This is a genomic window from Phyllobacterium zundukense, from assembly GCF_025452195.1.
Classification (GTDB): Bacteria; Pseudomonadota; Alphaproteobacteria; order Rhizobiales; family Rhizobiaceae; genus Phyllobacterium; species Phyllobacterium zundukense_A.
Genome location: NZ_CP104969.1, coordinates 357,518 through 377,124 on the forward strand (window position 1 = coordinate 357,518; position 19,607 = coordinate 377,124).

The window sequence follows — 19,607 nt, forward strand, 5'->3', positions numbered from 1 at the left end:
CGCGTTGCACATTGCTCAAGCTTTGAAAGATGCCGCCATGATGCAGATGCTTGCGGGACTGATTTTGGCTTTTGCAGTGGCAGAAGCTGCACGTGCCGACGAAGCGGCGTTTCTCCAATCCCTCGAAGGCAAATGGGCAGGTAACGGCGCGGTACGCATACGCACGAATCTACCGTCGATGACGGTTTCCTGTACCTTCGACTCGGCGACCACACCTTCATCGCTGGCGCTGGAGGGGAATTGCACCGGCTTGATGGTCATGTCCCGTGCTGTTGCCGTCAACTTGACATCGAGCGGCGGCAGATACACCGGCTCCTACACCGGATCAGCCACCGGCGTAGCTCGCCTCTCTGGAACGCGGCGCGGAAACGCCATTAACCTCGGTATTCTCTGGGCCAAAAACGTCAATGGCGACCGCAAAGCACAGATAACCATGCGGAAAGTCGGCAATAACGGTATGGTGTTGACGACGACCGACATGGACCCTCGATCACGGACATCCGTTGTCACCAGTGAAATAAATCTCGTGCGCAACTAGCCAGGCGAAATATTCTCCATTCCACGACTGCGGCGTACCGTGTCACAATAATCGCGGGTCAAAAACGGCAGGCTGAAATGCTCGATAAATTTCTGTTCGACGGACCGCAGGATGCGCCGGTCACCATCCTTCTTGCCCATGGTGCAGGGGCGCCGATGGATTCAGCGTCGATGGAGGCCACAGCCAAGGCTCTTGCCGGGGCGGGCTTTCGCGTTGCGCGTTTCGAGTTCGGCTATATGGCGTCTCGTCGTACGTCAGGGATACGCAAACCTCCGCCCCGCGCCGAAAAACTCAACCCGGAATACGTTGCGGCGGTTGACGAACTTGGCGCAACAGGTAGGCTGATCATTGGTGGCAAGTCGATGGGGGGACGGGTCGCCAGCATGATCGCTGACGATCTCCATTCTGCCGGGAGAATAGCTGGTCTCCTCTGTCTTGGCTATCCGTTTCATCCGCCGGGCAAGCCGGACCAACTTCGTACGAAGCATCTCGCCGGGTTGATGACGCCTGCATTGATCTGCCAGGGCACACGCGACGAGTTCGGCACGCGAGACGAGGTCCAGAATTATTCTCTCTCTCACAAGATCGAACTTCTCTGGCTAGAGGACGGTGACCACGATCTCAAGCCTCGCAAGAGCGTATCCGGCTTCACGGCCGCCGATCATTTGAGGACTCTGACCACGGCGGCCACGGAGTGGACGGGTCGCCTGGCGCTTTGATCGGGCGTCCCGGATTCAAGCTTGATCATTAGTCACGAAACTTGCTTTGTCCCTATTCCTGTCCAATTTCTGCTGTAACAACTGCTACAAACTATAGCCATCCGCGCAAAGAGCGCAGCGATTTTCCACCATAATGTAACACGGAGCCACGATTTGTTCGGTACTCAGAAAGCTATTCTCACGCTTGTTTTAGCAGGCAGCATGACGACTGCGGCAATGGCGCAGGAACCAAAGATTGTTGGAACCTATGTCAACGAGTCTGGCGGCACGAAGGTCAGACTGAGCGAATGTAACGCCGGCGTTTGCGGCACGATTGTTTGGATGAAAAATCCGGTCAACGACGTCAACAATCCCGACGCCTCCAAACAGGACCGTCCGGTGGTGGGTCTTCAGGCAGTTACCCTGAAATCAACCGGGTCCGGATCCTATACGGGCTCTCTTTACGATACGGAAAGCGGCAAGACCTATGCGGGCAAGGCAAAATTTTCCGAAGCGAGCGTTCAACTCTCCGGCTGCGTCCTTGGCGGCCTCCTCTGCAAAACCCAGACCTGGCGGCGCGAATAGGTGACAGGTGCGGCAAAGACGATGATCTTTGCCGCACTTTGCGTTCTTTAGGCAGCGACCGAGATGTCGCTTTCGAGAGGAACCGAGGCGATGGTCTTGAGAATTTGGGAAGCTATCTGATAGGGGTCACCCTGTGAGTTCGGGCGGCGGTCCTCGAGATATCCACGGTAACCATTGTTTACAAAGCTATGCGGTACCCGGATGGATGCGCCACGATCAGCCACGCCGTAGCTGAACGTATGAATGGACTGCGTTTCGTGCTTGCCGGTCAGGCGCAGATGATTGTCGGGGCCATAGACGGCGATATGATCGGCCGTTGCACTCTGGAAGGCACTCATCAACTGCTCGAAATACTCTTTGCCGCCGATTTCCCGCATATACTGTGTGGAGAAATTGGCATGCATGCCCGATCCATTCCAATCGGTATCGCCGAGCGGCTTGCAATGATATTCAACGTCAATGCCATACTTTTCGGTCAAACGCTGCAATAGATAGCGGGCGAGCCATATCTCGTCGGCGGCCTTTCTGGAGCCTTTTCCGAAGATCTGGAATTCCCATTGGCCTTTGGCCACCTCGGCGTTGATGCCTTCGTGGTTGAGGCCCGCTGCCAGGCACACGTCGAGATGTTCTTCGACGATCTTGCGGGCGATATCGCCAACGCTGCTATAGCCAACGCCGGTGTAATACGGGCCCTGCGGAGCAGGATATCCAGCTTCCGGGAAGCCGAGTGGACGGCCATTTTTGAAAAAGAAATATTCCTGTTCGAATCCGAACCATGCATTCTCGTCATCCAGGATCGATGCGCGCTTGTTCGAAGGATGCGGTGTAACGCCATCCGGCATCATGACTTCGCACATGACAAGAGCACCGTTCTTGCGCTCGCTATCAGGATAGATGGCCACTGGCTTCAACACGCAATCCGAGCTTCTGCCTTCCGCCTGCATTGTGGAGCTGCCGTCGAGATCCCCACATTGGCAAATCCTCGAGTGCGGGAAAACTGTCGAACTCCTTGATCTGTGTCTTGCCGCGAAGATTAGGGACCGGCGTGTATCCATCCAGCCAAATATACTCGAGCTTGTATTTTGTCATTTTTTACCTTCCTTGTCTGAAGGCGTAGCGATCCAGGATATTCCGATGATCGAGTAACGCCAGCTTGCACCATGAGAACAAGAAGCATGTTCCATGCCAATTCGGCCGACCGGTTCGAATTCCCTCGCAAATCACCTCGCCAACCGGCAAAATCAAAGCGAATAGGGCCGCTGAAGAGAGAGAGGTTCTCGCCCCTTGGCGCAGCGACGAACCGAAACGCATTAAAAAACGTCACAGTGATTTTTATTTGAGCAATGCGCCGTTGAATTTGCTGCCGATATCGGCACTGACGAGTGCGGATTTCGCAGGTGGAACATCTGACAATCTAATACGTTGATATCAACGTTATAATGCCATAGACTTCTCTGTGGCAGGCTCATCCCTGCGACTGGGCCGCCGGATCGAATACACAACCACCCAAAGGATCGATCATGAACACCACCCATCCCCTGACACCAGCAGCGGAGCTCGTGAAGCAGAGCGAGGCGCACTTTCCAAACGAAACCAATGAATACCGGCAGGCGCGCAATGCGCTGTTGGCGGAAGAGATTGAATTGCGGCGCCATATCGAGCGTGTTGCCGAGCAACGCCGGGCATTGCCGCCTGGCGGCGAAGTCTCCAGAAACTACCGATTTGAAAGCGAGCACGGACCTGTGAGTTTCGCCGACCTTTTCAATGGCAAGCAGACACTCGTCGCTTATAGTTTTATGTTCGGGCCACAACGCAACCGCCCATGCCCGATGTGCACCTCGCAGCTCAGCGCCTGGGATGGCGAGGCTCGTGATGTTGAGCAGCGCGTTGCCCTGGCGGTGATCGCGCGCTCGCCGATCGACCGGCTTGTCGCCTTCAAAAAGGAACGCGGCTGGCACGGCCTCAAGCTCTATTCCGACATGAGCGGCGATTACACCCGCGACTATGTAAGCTCCGAGGACGAAGATAGATCCGCGTTCAACGTCTTCACTCGTCGCGACGGCACAATCCACCATTTCTGGAGCGAGGAAATGGGACCGGAAACCGCCGATCCCGGACAGGACCCGCGTGGCGCACCAGACCCCATGCCATTGTGGACCATTTTCGATGCAACTCCCGAAGGTCGTGGCAAGGATTGGTATCCGAAGCTTGAGTATTGAACAGAGCTGGTTCTGGATAAACAAGGCTTCCGATAGGGGCTGTTGAGATTCACGCTGTGAGGCGCCGAAAACGGTGGTTTTCGGGGTCGCCCTTTCCTACGAGCGTAGCGTAAAAGTACGCGAGTGCCAGAAGCGCGGAAAATCGCGTCAGATGACCGTCGCAGTGGAGTTTACGAACGGGCTCTCAGAAGTCGACACGCGGCGTATCCGGCATCGGATTATCAAAAAGCATCCAGAACGAAACGCCGTGAGCCTCCTCATACCAGGCCTCGAAGCGCTCAAGCGCATCATCGATGCCTGACGTTTCGCCAGGCATCTCCGCCCCGCCCGAAGCACGATGAAGCGCAATGACCACTGGCGCAAAATGCGTAAGGATTGCATCCCGCGCTTCACTTTCCGACGACCAGCCCAGCCTCGTTCGCAACAGCGCAAGCGCGCACGCGACGGCGATTTCCTCACCGCTCCGCTCGGCCGGATCACTATCGTCCCCCATTTGCGGCTTTGCCGCCTCGGCGACAGACCGCATCAGGTTCATCCGGCGAAAGGCGAAAGCACGTTCGCGCTCGAGTGCCGCTATGCGGATTACCACCTCCCGCCGATAGGCGGTCTCGGCCGATTGCGCCTTGTCGGCAGCTTGCTGCAGCCGCTCGATATAGGTGGTTACCGTCGTCATCGGGCGCTCCCGGAGTGGCCGGGCGATGGCGGAAGAGAGTGGGAGTCGAACCCACCAAAGACCGTCTCTCGGCCCCTCCCGGATTTGAAGTCCGGACGCCCCACCGGGGACGATTCTCCTCCAGAAACAGTATTTTCGCCGGTCACACCCTCTGTTGGATTCGCGAAGAGATCCAGACGGTTCCGGTTAACGCGGCGAAGGTCACCACGGCGCAATGTGATGCTATGATGATCGAAGAAATCAAGGATCTGGATTGCAACCTTGCGGCCATTTTCGACCCGGTCGCGAAATTGCGCGGCGGTAAACCAGCCTTCATCGGAAGCTGCGCTGATCTCGACGATAATGGCAACCATTTCCGCGACCGTGCCTCGCAGGAAGAAGTGGTCGTGCGCCACCTCATGCACCTTACCAATGCGGCTGCTCAGCTTCAGTAGTCGGCGCACCTGCGGCTCCGGCACAGCAAACAGCGCGGCGATATCGCGGACGCGCGGCGGACGGAATCGTTCGGCTCCGCCAAGTAGCGGCTCGATCGCATTCCACAGTCGCTCATCAGCCGGGGCCATCGTCACTTCGTGACCGGAAAGCCGGACCCAGGCTCCTTCCAGTGCGATCTCCCCGCCGCGGGCAAGACTATGCAAGGCTGAACGGAACGCAGGCACTGGCAGGCGCAAGGCAAGCTGGGTCCGCAGCCGTTCAATGCCGATCCCCGACAAATCCGGATTGTCGGCATGGAAAGTTTCCAGCCGGTCCAGAATATCCCGCTGGAATTTCTTCCACTGCCCAAACGATATGGCGACAACCGCAGCATCAACAGGCAACTGCACCGCGCCCATCAATTCTACCAGCGCATTGACGTCTTCCATCACCAAGGCCCTGTCACGCGCAAACGCCGTAATGTCCAGATAAAATGGCGGCACTGCAAGCAAGGCTTCCAACGCCCGATCCGGCTCGATCAATTCGTGCGCATCGAGCTGTGCTCTTCGCTCCGGAGTGCGGCGTTTGCGGGCCGGAGCACGCAAATCAAGGAAGCGGCCGCCACCAATCGTGCGGCGGGCAGACGTGTCGCGGATGACGTAACGATCGCCAACCGCTGCAGCGATCGACCGGTCAAGCACAAGTTGAACACGGGTGCGCGTGCCGGGAGCAACCGGTTCATCGGCCAGCAATGCGATGCGAGCGCCTGTCTCGGTCGACGCGTGATGCAACCGCACCGGGAACCAGTGACCGATCGGCTTGCGCTCAGAACCAAGCACACGCAATGTCGCGTCAATCCGGCTCGTCGGCGCGTGCAGGCTGGCGTCAAGCACCACGTCGCCGCGATTGATCGCTGCCTTCGTGATGTCCGCGCCGACAAGATTGAGAGCACAGCGATCACCAGCTCGGCCAACTTCACTCGGCCGGTTCTGTGCATGGATTGAACGGATGCGGGCGGAAAGGCCAGACGGGCTCACCATCACATGATCATCGACGGCAATCGTTCCCGAAAGGACAGTTCCGGTTACAACGGTGCCCGCCCCCTGGATTGTGAATGAACGATCGACCGCCAGCCGGAAGCGGCCAGTTGTGCGGCGACGGGCAAACCTGCGTGCAGCGTCAATGATTTCATCGCGCAATGCCGCGATGCCGCGATCCGAAACCGTTGAAACGGCAATGATCGGGGCATCGCGAAGCGCCGTTCCGGCAAATTCATTTCGTATTTCGATTTCAACCTCGGTGAGCCGTTCTTCCTGCACCAGATCCGCCTTGGTGAGAGCAACGACACCGCGTTCGATACCGAGCAAATCGATGATGGCGAGGTGTTCCCGTGTTTGCGGCATTACCCCGTCATCGGCAGCAACGACCAGCAGGGCAAAATCGATGCCGCTGGCGCCGGCAAGCATGGTGTGGATGAACTTCTCGTGTCCTGGCACATCGACGAAGCCGAGTATCTCTGCCCCTTCCACGGGCATATAGGCAAAGCCGAGATCGATCGAAATACCGCGGGCCTTTTCCTCTTTCAACCGGTCGGTGTCGACATTGGTCAGCGCCTTGACCAGCGATGTCTTGCCGTGATCGATATGCCCTGCGGTACCGACGATCATGGCTTGCCCACCTTGTCGATTTCCGGCCCCGTCGCGACACTCCACTTGCCCATATCAAAATTTGCGATACCGGCAATATTGTCCGCAAAACCCGCCTCGTCCTCAAGGCAGCGCAAATCCAGCACCAGCGCCCCCCGCTCGATACGGCCGATGACCGGCATCGGAAGCCGCCTGAGTCCAGCTGCGAGTGCAGCGAGCATGCTTCCACTGCCCTCGACCGGCGTCAGGGCCAAGCCGGCGCTCGGCACGGTGGAAAGCGGCAGGGCGCCCGACCCGATCTGGCTTTCGCATGCAATAACGGCAACGCTGAAAGCGCCTTTCAGCGCATGCTGCACTATGGGCGCCAATCGCTGCGCCTGCGCGTCAATGGCGTCCTGTGAACGGGTAAGCAGCCGCATGGTGGGCAAGCGCTCGCTCAGGCGATCCGGATCGCGATAGAGCTGCAATGTCGCTATCAGCGCCGCAAGGCGGATTTTGTCGACACGCAGCGCCCGTTTCATCGGGTTCTTGTTGATCGTCTCGATGAGTGACTTGCGCCCGACGATGAACCCGGCTTGCGGGCCGCCCAGCAGCTTGTCACCGGAAAAGGTCACGATGTCCGCACCCTCGGCGATCGCTTCGCGCACGGTCGGCTCGTGCGCAAGCCCGAAACGCGTGAGATCCGTCAGCGTGCCGGAACCAAGATCATTGACCAGGGGAATGTCCTTGCTGCGGGCGATGCCAGCCAGTTCGCGCGCACCCACCGCCTTGGTGAAGCCCTCGATGCGATAGTTGGAGGTATGGACTTTCAGTATCAGACCCGTATCGGGACCGATGGCATCGCGATAATCCCGGGCATGGGTGCGGTTCGTGGTACCGACCTCGACAAGACGCGTACCGGCGCGCGCCATTATGTCGGGCATGCGAAAAGCCCCGCCGATTTCAATCAGCTCACCGCGCGAGACGATGGCCTCCCTGCCCGCCGCCAGGCTGTTCAGGACCAGAAGCACAGCCGCCGCATTGTTGTTGACAATGGTCGCCTCTTCCGCCCCGGTGAGTTCGCAGATCAGGGAACGCAGATGATCATCGCGTTCGCCGCGCTTGCCACTCTCAAGATCGAATTCGAGTGCAACGGCCTCGCGCATGGCCGCCGTTGCAGCTTCGATTGCCGCTTGCGCAAGCAATGCACGACCGAGATTCGTGTGCAGTACGGTACCCGTCAGATTGAACAGTGGCCGGAGCGATGAATTGTCAGCCGCCTCGAGGCTGGCCAACGCGGCAGCCAAGATGGTTTCGCCGGAGGGAGCGTTATGGCCACTACGCACCTCAGTACGTGTCTCCACCAATGCGCTCCGCAAGGCTTCAGTGAAAGCCGGACGGCCAAAACGTTCGATTATACGAGTGGCCGATGCCAACTTCAGCAGCTGGTCCACCGAAGGAATACGGCGCAAGCTGGCATTGCTGTCCATTTCCACCTCCTAAAAACCGGCCAACAGCGGGGAAAACCCGCCGCGGTGGTAAGGCCCATCCCGCATCAGGAGATCAAGGTCGAGGCTCGCCACATCATCGGCAGCGGGATCGGCCGCGGGCTCCCTGTCCTGATACATTGTCTTCGACCAGCCATGGCATTCATCGCAGGTCTCGGCCTTGACGATCCCGCCTTGTCCGTCGATCTCCTGATAGCCGATCCCCTTGGTGGAACCGCACAGCACGCATTTGACCCGGACATAGTGCCAGAGCGTGCCGCACAGGGAACATGAGCAAAACCGCGCGCCATGTGAACCCGGCCAGCCGACGACCATCGATGACATTGGCGCGCCGCCACAGACAGGGCAAACGCCATCGGCCACTGGCGCCAGCGCGGCCACATCAAGAACGGATGCAAGACGGGCGAAATATACCTGTAGCCCCGCCCATACAAAAACATGCTCGGCAATCGCGTCGCCGGGCAATGTGTTGGAGAATACGGTCTGCGTCATGGCAAGACGTTCGGCAGGATCGGCTGCTGTCACGCGAGCCAGCGCCTTGGCCGCGGCAACCGGCTTCTCGATAGTGGCAACCGCAGCGAACAGACGATCGAATAGAGTGCCAATCGCCTGATCGCCCTCTATCAGGCTCCGGTCGAGCGGCGGCATTTCGAACTCGCGTGCACGCGCGATCGTTTCCGCGCCGGGGCTTTCCGGCAGGGGCAGATCCGACTGGATATCGTTTTGGGCTTGGGAAAGCTCTGCAAGGAAATTCAGATAGGGTGCCAGATTGCTCGTTTCAGCCAATTGGTGCAGACGCTTCGATCTTGCGGAAAAAAGCAAAGCGGGATCAGGCAGGCGTGCAAAGGGCGGTGACGCAATATTCCCAATCGCTGTTGGATCCGGTACGACCACGCTTTTGCGACTCATCTAACTCCCTCACGAACCCGCCGGGCCACGTGGACCGATGTTGAACACCCTGTTATTCGGCCGGCGTCGATTTGCCTTTTGATGCTTTGCCGACCAGCTCACGCAACCATTTGCGATGATGCCTCCACGCCCAGCCGCCAGTCACGGAACCGCGCGTCATGGCCCTTATGGTACCGCGTACCCAGATCGCTGCATAGACATGGATGATCCAGACACTGATCGCACAAACAGCCGCAATCGCGTGAATGAGCACAGCCCATCTTTTCTGCTCGATTGTGGTGAACACGGAGAAATACTGATCCCAGATTATCAGACCCGTTGTAATCAGCACTATGATCAGAGCCGACATCGACCAGAAGACAAATTTCTGTCCGGCATTGTACTTACCGACGTCCGGCAAGCGTTCTTCATGTCCCGTCAGCACATCCCGGAGCCGCGCAAGCCAGGTGCCATCCTCACGCTTCCAGAGATTGGCTTTCCAAAAGCGGAGAAACAGACCGAAAAAGCTGAAAAACAGGAGAACACCGATCCACGGATGAATGACCCGCGTCAATGGGCCGCCACCAAAGAGCCCTGTCAGGAAAAAGAGGCTGGGATGGAACAAGGCAAGGCCGGACAACGCCAGGAGCACAAGGCTAACCGCCGTGATCCAATGATTGACGCGCGCACCCGCCGTATACCGGTCGACGATAACAGGCTTGCCCGGGTGCACGCTATCGCCCTTCTCCACGTCATATTCCGTGCTCATGGGCGAGGTTCCTCTCCGGTCAGCTTTTCAGCGGCCTCTTCGTCCTCTTCGGAAACCCGGTTCGGACCAGTGACCAGATAGTGCATGAAGCCGGCTGCAGCAGCAAAACCGACCACAGCGAGCCCGGCATATTTCGTGACACCCTTCCATGCCTCGACGATCGGGCTAATCTTCGGATTGTTTGGCAGGTCGGCGTAAATCTCGGGCTTGTCCGCATGATGCAGCACATACATGACATGCGTGCCGCCAACGCCCGGCGGATCGTAAAGTCCCGCATTGGCAAACCCGCGCGATTTCAAATCGGTGATGCGCCCTGCCGCGTGCTCTTTCATCTCATCCTTTGTCCCGAACACGATCGCTTGCGTCGGACAGGCCTTGGCACAGGCCGGTCCCTGCCCGACGGCGATGCGGTCGGAGCAGAGCGTGCATTTGTAAGCAGTATGATCGACCTGTGAGATGCGCGGAATATTGAATGGGCATCCCTTGATGCAATAGCCGCAGCCGATGCAGTTCTCGTGGATGAAATCGACAATGCCATTCGAGTATTGCACGATGGCACCGGGCGCCGGGCAAGCCTTGAGGCAGCCCGGATCCTCGCAATGCATGCAGCCATCCTTGCGGATGAGCCACTCGAGATTATTCGTTTCCGGGTTCTCCCACTCGGTGAACCGCATCAGCGTAAACATATCCGGCGTCAGGTCATGCGGGTTGTCGTAGACGCCGGTATTGATTCCGATTTCCGGATGCGTGTCGTTCCACTCGATGCAGGCCGACTGGCAGGCCTTGCAGCCGATGCACTTGGAGACATCGATGAGCTTTGCCACCTCCGTCTGCCGTTGCGCGGGCGGCGACACGTTTGACGCCGACCGGCGGATCAAATCCTGATCGCCGAACTTCAGGGGCTCAGGCCGGGTAGTGGGGTTTGGAACAGGCGGGAACATCGTAACCTCCTATGCCACCGGCCCGGCGATGGGCTCGATATTGACCAGGAACGCCTTATATTCAGGCGTCTCGATATTGGCGTCACCAACGAAAGGCGTGAGCGAGTTTGGACCAAAGCCCTTCTTCGCGGCCCCCGTGAAACCCCAGTGCAGCGGGATACCCACCACATGAACCGGCTTGCCGTCGCAGATCAAAGGTTTGATCCGCTTCGTGACGACCGCCTTGGCCTTGATCGATCCGCGCTTGGACCACACGCGTACCCAGCCACCTTTGACGATGCCTTTCTCCTTCGCGAGTTCTTCCGATATCTCGACGAAGAATTCCGGCTGCAGGACGGCATTCACCCAGACATGCTTGGTCCAGTAGTGGAAGTGTTCGGTAAGACGGTAGGACGTTGCCGCATAAGGAAACTCCTGCGACGCGGGTTCGGCAAACTGCGCGAAATCGCCCTTGAACACCCGCGCCGCCGGATTGCCGCGGACCTTCGGAGCGATGAGGTTTGTGACCGGCGACTCGAACGGTTCGTAATGAGCCGGGAACGGTCCATCGCGCATCATGCCCCGTACGAAGAGGCGCGACACGCCCTCCGCATTCATGATGAACGGACGGACGTCCTGCGGCTTGGCTGTCGGCGCAATATCCGGCACGTCGTAGCCCGACCATTTCTGACCGTCCCACTCGATCAGCTTGCGGCTGGGGTCCCAGGCCTTGCCATTCAGGTCCGCCGAAGCTCGATTGTAGAGGATGCGGCGGTTGACGGGCCACGAAAATGCCCATTTCGAGTAAGCTCCGGTCTCATCGGGGTCCGACGTATCGCGCCGGGCCATGTTGTTGCCATTCTCGTTGAAGCAGCCGGAATAAATCCAGCATCCGCTCGTCGTGGAGCCGTCATCACGCAACGCGGCGAAGCTTGGCACCAGCTTGCCGGCTTCAACGACCACTTTGGTGGGATCCGTCGGATCCATCACCGGGGCCAGCGCCTTGCCGTTCAGTTCCTTGGCAAGTTCTTCGGCAGTCGGCTCGCCCGGATCGGCATAGGACCAGTCGAGGTTGACGATCGGATCGGGGAACGCTCCACCCTCCTTGCGGTAAAGGTCCCGGAGACGCGTGTAGATCTGCGCCATGATCCAGTTATCCGTCTTGGCTTCACCGGGAGCAGTACCGCCGGGCCAATGCCACTGCAGCCAACGCCCGGAATTGGTGAGCGAGCCCTCGTCTTCAGCAAAGCAGGTCGAAGGCAGTTGATAGACCTCCGTCTGGATTTGCGAAGAATCGACATCGTTGAACTCGCCGTGATTTTCCCAGAACCGCGATGTTTCCGTGTCCAGGGGGTCCATCGTCACGAGGAACTTGAGCTTCGACAGCGATGCGGTCAGCTTCGTTCTGTTTGGAGCAGCGAGCAGAGGATTGAACCCCTGGCAGATGTATCCGGTCATCTTGCCCTGGTTCATGAGTTCGAAAGCGCGCAGCACATCGTAGCCAGGCACATCGAGCTTGGGCAGCCAGTCATAAGCGAAATGGTTTTCCGGCGTCGCCGCCGGACCCCACATCGACTTGAGAAAACTGACGAAGAACTTTTTGTAGTTCTGCCAGTAGCTCATCTGGTTTGGCCGGAGCGGCTTGAAGCCGCGTGTCGACATGTACGTGTCGAAATCAACCTCTTTCTCGGTTGGCAGCGTCATGTAGCCCGGAAGCAGGTTCGACATCAGGCCTACATCGGTCAGCCCCTGGATATTGGAGTGCCCGCGCAACGCGTTCATGCCGCCACCACGTACGCCAATATTGCCGAGGATGAGTTGTAGCATCGCCATCGAGCGGATGTTCTGCGAACCCTTCGAATGCTGGGTCCAGCCAAGCGCATACATGGACGTCATCGTCTTGGTCGGCGTTGAGCATTCCGAGATCATCTCGGCCACCTTGAGAAACTTCTCCTTGGGTGTGCCGCAGATGCGCTCGACCATTTCGGGCGTATAGACAGAGACATGCGCCTTCAACAGGTTCCACACGCAACGTGGATGCGTCAGCGTGTCATCGACGACAGCGTAACCGTCATCGCCGATTACATAATCCCAACTCGACTTGTCGTAGTCGCGCTTTGTCTCATCGTAACCGGTAAACAGGCCGTCGCTGTATTCGAAACCGTCCTTGACGATGAAGGCGGCGTTGGTGAATGCCTTCAGATAATCCCATTGCACCTTGTCGTTCTGGATACAGTAATTCATCACGCCAAGCAGGAAGGCTATGTCCGATCCCTGACGGATGGGCGCGTACACGTCGGCAACCGACGCAGAGCGGGTGAAACGGGGATCGACCACGATAAGCTTGGCACCACGGTTGGCCTTTGCCTCCGTGACCCATTTGAAACCGCAAGGATGCGCTTCGGCGGCATTGCCACCCATGATGACGACAAGATCCGTATTCCTGATATCGGTCCAGGAATTGGTCATTGCACCACGGCCAAATGTTGGGCCCAAACTGGACACCGTTGGGCCGTGTCAGACACGTGCCTGGTTATCGAATACCAGCATTCCGGCGCTGCGCACGACCTTATAGGTGGCAAACGCTGTTTCGTTCGTTGTTGCCGAGGCGGCCAGGAAGCCGGTCGTCGTCCATCGATTGACGGTCACGCCGTCATTGTTCTTCTGGACAAAATTACCGTCGCGATCGTCCTTCATCAACCGGGCGATGCGATCGAGCGCGTCGTTCCAGGAGATGCGTTCGAACTTGTCCGAGCCGGGCTTGCGGACCATCGGATATTTCAGGCGTGTCTCGGCCTTGACGAAGTCGAGCAGGGCCGAGCCTTTCGGGCACAGCGTTCCACGATTTGTCGGATGGTCGGTATCGCCCTCGATATGGACGATCTCGGCCTTTTCGCCCTTTTTCAGGTCGCCCTTCGAGTACATGATGATACCGCACGCAACCGAGCAGTAGGGACAGGTGTTCCGGGTTTCGGTGGTGTTTACGAGTTTGAAAGCGCGGATCGCTTCGGCATGTGCGGCTTCGATCTGACCAAAGCCAAAGGCGCCAAGCGCCGTACCCGCAACACCCGCGCCGGTCGCCGCAAGAAACTGGCGCCGCGAGAGTTCCATGTTCATAGCATGTTATCTCCCTTAAAACCGGCTGTGCAAACAAAGCATGCCGGAGATCAGATACAAACTATCGGCATTTCGGATAAAATCTTACCGGACCACATTTTATTGTCAAATCAATAAGAAGCGATCAAACATGAATGTAATAATCAAATTAAAATCCGCGGTGTGGCCGACCCGGCGAACGTCGCCTGTATTATAATATTGATCGCCTTTTACTGCGCAATTCCCGGACACGCCAACCTACGCAATGACGAATTGACGTTCGGCCTCAAATGGACAAGAATAAAGCCGTGAGCTTACTTGTCGCTCCCGAGTTTCGGGGCAGTCGTCACGGTGCTTCCAACGCCGAATGCTCCCGGGAAACGGCGGGCTTTTTCTGGTGCGTGCACACCTGTCTCTCGCAAAACTCGCAAAACTTTCATCACCTGCATTCCAGCTGTCGGCCAATCCCGTTGATGTCATTAAATCAGGAGGGCATGAAATGATAGATCGTCGCGAATTCCTGAAAATCAGCGCCGCAACGACTGTAATGGCCGCGATACCGGGACGGGTGTTTGCGGGCACTGCTTTTGCCCCGAAGCCTGCCGGTTGGCGGACCTTCGAAATCACAACCCGTATTGAGCCGTCAGGCACCGAGGGCACCGGGCGCGCATGGATTCCATTGCCTGGTTTCAGCGCCAGCGATTGGAACCGGCCCGAGACAAGTACCTGGACGACCAATGCGACCAGCGCCAGGATCGCACGTAGTCCGGCCAATGACACTGACATGCTGCTTGTCGAGTGGAAAGCCGGCAGCGTCGCGCCTGCCGTCGAGATCGTCAGCCGTGTCGCCACGCGCGATCGTGCCATCGACCTTTCAAAGCCGGTGAGTCCAATGCCGCTCAACGCCGACGAGCGCGCACGATATCTCGCCGGAAGCCGGCTTGTCCCGACTGATGGCATCGTCAAGGAAACAGCCGACAGTATCGTCGGTAATACCGCAAACGAGATCGAAAAGGCGAAGCTGATCTACGATTGGGTGGTTGAGAAGACTTACCGGAATGCCGCCACGCGCGGCTGCGGTTCCGGTGATGTCGTGGCCATGTTGAGGAGCGGCGATCTCGGCGGCAAATGTGCCGACCTGAATGCTCTCTACGTTGGTCTTGCCCGAGCCGCCGGTCTGCCGGCGCGCGATATATACGGTGTCCGGGTTGCGCCATCCAACTTCGGCTACAAGAGCCTCGGCGCCAAGAACGAGATCGTCACCAAGGCACAGCATTGCCGGGCGGAAGTCTATCTTTCTGACTTTGGCTGGGTGCCTGTCGACCCGGCGGATGTTCGAAAAGTCATGCTTGAGGAGGCGGACGGTGGTCTTCCGGCTGACAATCCCAAGGTGATTGCGGCGCGCGAAACGTTGTTCGGCGCCTGGGAAGGCAATTGGATTGCCTATAATGACGCCCGCGACGTGATTTTGCCCGGTTCGACCGGGGCAGCGCTCGGTTTCCTGATGTACCCGCAGGCGGAAGTTGCGTCGGTCAGGCTCGATTGCCTTGAACCCGACGCCTTCAGATACACGATCCGGTCACGAGAGATCACGATCTGACCTGATATCGATTTCGCAAATCGTATGGAGCCGTATCATGGATGATAGAAGTTCATTGTCGCCGGTACGCCTGACCTCGCTTGCCCATGGTGGCGGATGTGGATGCAAGCTGGCACCCTCCGTCTTGCAGCAATTGCTTTCGGATCAACCTGCCGCCGGACCGTTTGCCCGGCTGCTTGTCGGAACCGAAACCGGTGACGATGCCGCAGTCTGGCAGCTCGATGATGAGACCTGCGTGATCGCGACGACGGATTTCTTCATGCCGATGGTCGATGATCCTTTCGACTTCGGCCGGATCGCGGCAACCAATGCGATATCCGATGTTTATGCAATGGGCGGGAAACCGATCATGGCACTCGCCATTCTCGGCATGCCGATCGACAAGCTGCCGGCCGAGACAGTGCGCGATATCCTGAAGGGCGGAAGCGCCATCTGCTCCGAGGCAGGTATCCCCGTTGCCGGTGGTCATTCGATCGATTCTCCCGAGCCGATCTACGGCCTGGCGGTCATCGGTACCTGCCCCATTGGTAGTCTGCGGCGCAACAGCGGCGCCAGGCCCGGTGACACACTGATCCTGACCAAGGCGCTTGGTGTCGGAATTTACTCGGCGGCGTTCAAGAAAGGTATGTTGCCGGTAGATGCCTATGCCGAACTCATCGCATCGACGACGCACCTCAACCGCATTGGCAGCGAACTCGCCAAGGACGCGGACGTGCATGCAATTACCGATGTCACCGGCTTCGGCATTCTCGGCCACGCCCTGGAGATGGCAAGGGGATCGAATGTGCGTATCTCGCTGCGCGCGGACGATGTGGCCGTGTTTATTCACGGCGCCGAACTCGCAAAGGAGGGTTTCGTCACCGGCGCCTCGCATCGCAATTGGGCAAGCTATTGTACAGACGTCGTCTTGCCCGGCGATTTCCCGGTATGGCGGCGGCACCTGCTGACCGATCCCCAGACCTCTGGCGGACTGCTCGTATCCTGCAAGGCGGAACGTGCAGCGGACCTGCTCCAGCAGATCACCGTTGCGGGCTATCCTGCAGCCCGGATCATTGGTTCGGTCGAGACGGGCGAGCCTGGATTGCACGTCGTTACCTGACGGATCCGTCTTCAATTTCCCAATCTGAGTGTAAGAGTTTCGCGGCAGGTATCTGGTCCCGCATTCGGAACCAAATCGCTCACCGTCGATTACGCATGCTGAAGGGAAGGGTAAATCAAGGGAGAGAACCCATGAAACGCATGTTTCTCCTAACCGCTGCATTGATGTTTGCGGGAGCCGGCCAGGTGCTGGCACAAGACACGGTCATCGTGGAAGTCCCCCAGCCGGCCAGGGACTATGTGATAGCCAATCCAGCTGAGGACATTATGATCGAGGAGGATCTCGCCATTGGAACCGCGATACCGGAGGATGTCGAGTTGGTGCCGATACCAGACAGCCCTGACTACAGTTATGTTTATGTAAAGAAGCGGCCGGTCATCGTTTCGACGAAAGATCGAAAAGTTGTCTACCTATCCGACTAATTGAAACTTTGCCTATCTGACGAATGGAACAGAAAGCCCGCTACCTTGCGTAGCGGGCTTCGGTATCGAGGTGAGAAGCCCAATGCCGCTTAATCCAACCCTGGAAGATATTGTCATTCGATTGCTGCTGACCGTTGCCGCAGGCGCGATAATCGGGCTAGATCGGGAAGCAAGCGGGCGTGCCGCCGGCTTTCGTACGACGATCCTCGTGGGCCTGGCAGCCTGCGCAGCGATGATACAGGCCAATTTGCTGTTGTCTACGGACGGTAAAGAGCCCGGGTTCTTCGTCAATATCGATGTCCTGCGGCTTCCACTCGGAATTCTGACGGGTGTTGGTTTTATCGGCGGCGGAGCCATATTCAAGCGCGGTGACCTCGTGACCGGCGTCACGACAGCGGCGACGCTGTGGGTCATGACCGCAATCGGGCTTGCATTCGGGGGTGGGCAAATTGCTCTCGCCAGCATAGTTACAGCGCTGGCGTTTCTGACGCTATGGGCCTTGAAATGGTTGGACAACCGTATCCCCCGGGAGCACCGAGCGATATTGTCCATCATCCATACGCCCGGCGAACCTTTGCCGGGGATTGAAAGTGGCATCCGTCCTCTCGGCTATCGAGCGCGTTTCGTGAGGAAGGTTCAAAGCGCCGAAAACGGCAATTCAATTGTTTCATACGAGATTCGATGGCGCCGGCCTGAAACAGCCGCTCCGCCCACGGATCTTCTGGAATTTTTGGAGGACAATTATTCGGTCGACAGATTTGATACGATCAGGGAATCCGATTAATCGAACCCAGCTCTTTCGGCAGAATATTTTCCCGCTCTGTGCTGCTTGGAGCCTCGGGCGACGGTGCTTTCGCCCGGAACAATCGCTCTTGAGAACAGTTCCTTTCAGCAAAAAAGGGAGTTCGCAGTGTCACGCACGTATACAATGATTATTGCAATAATCGTACTTGTTGTCGCGATAGCCGCCTTGTTTTGGTATTTCCCATTGGACAACCAGCCGCCGGGACAGACGCCAACCGAACAAATGAGCAATTGAGGCTGGCGCGCCCGAAAGCCAATGGCCGCGACCAAATCGCCCTATCTGCATCGTTCAGGAACAATTGCCGCCGATATCGGTTTATCAGGCATGTCAACCAAGAGGGATGACGAAAATGAAAACGATTACATCGGCAATGATCGCCATAGGCGCGATCTCCTTTGCGTCCGGCACTGCTTTGGCTGCATGTCCGGAAACCACTGGGTCAGTGAAACCTGACGCTCAAACGGGCATCGCCAAGGATGGCAGCAAGGCTCCTCTGGAAAGTAATGCCAACAGCCAGACCCAAACCGGAGCAGCAAGCACCGGGACGACAACCAGTAGCAGTGAAGGTCAGACCGCCAAAAAAGATGGTCAGACCATGCCACTAGCCAACAAGGAAGGTGGCGGCGATCCTAATCTTGCTACCTCGCAGCAAGACGTTACGGCCCAACAAAAAGGCGATCAAACCGCCATGGCCAAGGCAGAGGACTGCAAGGAGTGAACGATTGAAGAGGGGAGATCGATCGACCTCCCCTCCTCGCAAACCGGCTCGAAATCGATTATTTCGTGAGCCGGGTCATTTGTATGCGCACCTGCTGATTAATACCAGCGTCCGCGGCCATACCAGCCGCCTCCACCCAGCAGAAGCAGTATAAGCACTATGATAAGAAGTGTGGTGAGATCCATGGTTGGCCTCCTTGGTTACTTGCGACCGCGCACGCGTTTGGTCTGGCAGAACAACGTTCCGATGCATTCGATTGTTCCACTGCAAGCCTTTGTGGTTGTTCCCGGAGATCGCTAGGGATGGAATTTTTTGCTTATAAAGCGGGAGCCGCGCAGGCCAAAACGCCAGGGTATATCGGCAGCCCGGCTGATGCCTATCCGGGTACCAACGCAAACGTCGATATTCACATCTGATGGTGCGAACGAAAATGGCCATGCCAGCACCGACATCCCGTCATGTGATTTGTCGATACCCAATGCCTGCGCAAGTCTGCCCGGCCCCGAACATAATAGGCCGATATCGCCGGTAGATCGCCGCGACTGCATTGTCTCAATGCCTCTGGTTGGCTCAAGCGCCCTGATCAATACGGCTGATCCGGGGGTACAAACCAGATTGAAACACCAGTGAATGCCGTACGAGCGGTAGACATAGGCGTGGCCAGACGCCTCAAACATAGTCTTGTTTCGAGGCCGAGGGCCTTGAAAGCTATGCGAAGCCGGATCGTCCCTTGCATAAGCTTCGGTCTCGACGATGCGTCCGCCAATGCCCTCGACATAGACCGACATCCCGATCAAATCGCGACCGACCGCTTCAGCATCCCGGTCGAAAAACCCGAAATTGATCATTCCCTATTCCTGTTTTCGGTTCCAATGGAACCAATTTGTCCTGTGTGACCTTTAGGAGTCGCGGCGGGCAGAAATACTCACGTCCCCGCAATATTGTAACGGCAATCGGCAATTTACAGGAGGTTCCCATGGGTCGCGGTATTCTTCTCTGGCTACTCGGAGTGCCAATTCCAATTATCCTG

16 protein-coding genes, 1 tRNA gene and 2 pseudogenes are annotated in these 19,607 nt (G+C 57.6%); 9 read left to right on the forward strand and 10 right to left on the reverse strand.

Annotation, left to right across the window (positions count from 1 at the left end; genetic code table 11):
• Positions 1-37 precede the first annotated feature (37 nt).
• From N8E88_RS01655 to N8E88_RS01665, 3 genes are all read left to right on the forward strand, one after another.
• A complete protein-coding gene (locus tag N8E88_RS01655) occupies positions 38-538 on the forward strand; it encodes a hypothetical protein (RefSeq protein ID WP_262290436.1) in 501 nt (166 codons plus the stop codon).
• A 77-nt stretch (positions 539-615) separates the two neighbouring features.
• Positions 616-1,257, forward strand: a complete 642-nt coding sequence (locus N8E88_RS01660) for an alpha/beta hydrolase family protein (RefSeq protein WP_262290437.1) — start codon at positions 616-618, stop codon at positions 1,255-1,257.
• A gap of 201 nt (positions 1,258-1,458) precedes the next feature.
• Entirely contained in the window at positions 1,459-1,821 is a 363-nt protein-coding gene (locus N8E88_RS01665) for a DUF2147 domain-containing protein (protein ID WP_262290438.1), read from the forward strand.
• Positions 1,822-1,868: 47 nt separating this feature from the next.
• Here N8E88_RS01665 and N8E88_RS01670 read toward each other — a convergent pair.
• Positions 1,869-2,910: pseudogene (locus tag N8E88_RS01670) on the reverse strand (glutamine synthetase beta-grasp domain-containing protein).
• A gap of 431 nt (positions 2,911-3,341) precedes the next feature.
• Here N8E88_RS01670 and N8E88_RS01675 point away from each other — a divergent pair.
• The gene (locus N8E88_RS01675) at positions 3,342-4,040 is read left to right on the forward strand and encodes a DUF899 family protein (protein WP_262290439.1); all 699 of its coding nucleotides are present in this window, start codon (positions 3,342-3,344) and stop codon (positions 4,038-4,040) included.
• Between the two features lie 184 nt (positions 4,041-4,224).
• Here the strand turns inward: N8E88_RS01675 and N8E88_RS01680 are convergent, their stop codons facing one another.
• From N8E88_RS01680 to fdnG, 8 genes and pseudogenes are all read right to left on the reverse strand, one after another.
• Positions 4,225-4,713 (reverse strand): hypothetical protein, encoded by a 489-nt coding sequence (locus tag N8E88_RS01680; protein WP_262290440.1) that lies wholly within the window; start codon positions 4,711-4,713, stop codon positions 4,225-4,227.
• Between the two features lie 26 nt (positions 4,714-4,739).
• Positions 4,740-4,835, reverse strand: a tRNA-Sec gene (locus tag N8E88_RS01685).
• Positions 4,836-4,961: 126 nt separating this feature from the next.
• Positions 4,962-6,794 (reverse strand): annotated as a pseudogene (selB, locus tag N8E88_RS01690) (selenocysteine-specific translation elongation factor); the annotation flags it as partial.
• Positions 6,791-8,242, reverse strand: a complete 1,452-nt coding sequence (gene selA, locus N8E88_RS01695; protein ID WP_262290441.1) for an L-seryl-tRNA(Sec) selenium transferase — start codon at positions 8,240-8,242, stop codon at positions 6,791-6,793. The gene selA and the pseudogene selB, both read right to left, overlap by 4 nt.
• Positions 8,243-8,251: 9 nt before the next feature.
• Positions 8,252-9,169 carry a formate dehydrogenase accessory protein FdhE gene (fdhE, locus tag N8E88_RS01700; RefSeq protein ID WP_262290442.1) on the reverse strand — a complete coding sequence of 306 codons (918 nt, stop codon included), beginning with the start codon at positions 9,167-9,169 and terminating at the stop codon, positions 8,252-8,254.
• A gap of 52 nt (positions 9,170-9,221) precedes the next feature.
• The gene (locus N8E88_RS01705; protein ID WP_262290443.1) at positions 9,222-9,917 is read right to left on the reverse strand and encodes a formate dehydrogenase subunit gamma; all 696 of its coding nucleotides are present in this window, start codon (positions 9,915-9,917) and stop codon (positions 9,222-9,224) included.
• On the reverse strand, positions 9,914-10,858 hold the full coding sequence (gene fdxH, locus N8E88_RS01710; protein WP_262290444.1) for a formate dehydrogenase subunit beta: 945 nt from the start codon (positions 10,856-10,858) through the stop codon (positions 9,914-9,916). The genes N8E88_RS01705 and fdxH overlap by 4 nt, the downstream gene beginning before the upstream one ends.
• Positions 10,859-10,867: 9 nt before the next feature.
• Positions 10,868-13,954 (reverse strand): formate dehydrogenase-N subunit alpha, encoded by a 3,087-nt coding sequence (gene fdnG, locus N8E88_RS01715; protein ID WP_262290445.1) that lies wholly within the window; start codon positions 13,952-13,954, stop codon positions 10,868-10,870.
• 481 nt (positions 13,955-14,435) lie between these two features.
• Here fdnG and N8E88_RS01720 point away from each other — a divergent pair, with 481 nt between their 5' ends.
• The 5 genes from N8E88_RS01720 (at position 14,436) to N8E88_RS01740 (ending at position 18,577) form a co-directional block, all read left to right on the forward strand.
• Positions 14,436-15,533, forward strand: a complete 1,098-nt coding sequence (locus tag N8E88_RS01720; RefSeq protein WP_410010505.1) for a transglutaminase-like domain-containing protein — start codon at positions 14,436-14,438, stop codon at positions 15,531-15,533.
• Positions 15,534-15,570: 37 nt separating this feature from the next.
• Positions 15,571-16,632 (forward strand): selenide, water dikinase SelD, encoded by a 1,062-nt coding sequence (selD, locus tag N8E88_RS01725; protein WP_262290447.1) that lies wholly within the window; start codon positions 15,571-15,573, stop codon positions 16,630-16,632.
• Between the two features lie 131 nt (positions 16,633-16,763).
• Positions 16,764-17,054 carry a DUF1236 domain-containing protein gene (locus N8E88_RS01730; protein WP_262290448.1) on the forward strand — a complete coding sequence of 97 codons (291 nt, stop codon included), beginning with the start codon at positions 16,764-16,766 and terminating at the stop codon, positions 17,052-17,054.
• A gap of 82 nt (positions 17,055-17,136) precedes the next feature.
• Entirely contained in the window at positions 17,137-17,838 is a 702-nt protein-coding gene (locus tag N8E88_RS01735; protein WP_262290449.1) for an MgtC/SapB family protein, read from the forward strand.
• A 370-nt stretch (positions 17,839-18,208) separates the two neighbouring features.
• Positions 18,209-18,577, forward strand: coding sequence for a hypothetical protein (locus tag N8E88_RS01740; protein WP_262290450.1), 369 nt, complete (start codon positions 18,209-18,211; stop codon positions 18,575-18,577).
• A gap of 296 nt (positions 18,578-18,873) precedes the next feature.
• Here the strand turns inward: N8E88_RS01740 and N8E88_RS01745 are convergent, their stop codons facing one another.
• Positions 18,874-19,425, reverse strand: a complete 552-nt coding sequence (locus N8E88_RS01745; RefSeq protein ID WP_262290451.1) for a DNA-3-methyladenine glycosylase — start codon at positions 19,423-19,425, stop codon at positions 18,874-18,876.
• Positions 19,426-19,607: the final 182 nt, after the last annotated feature.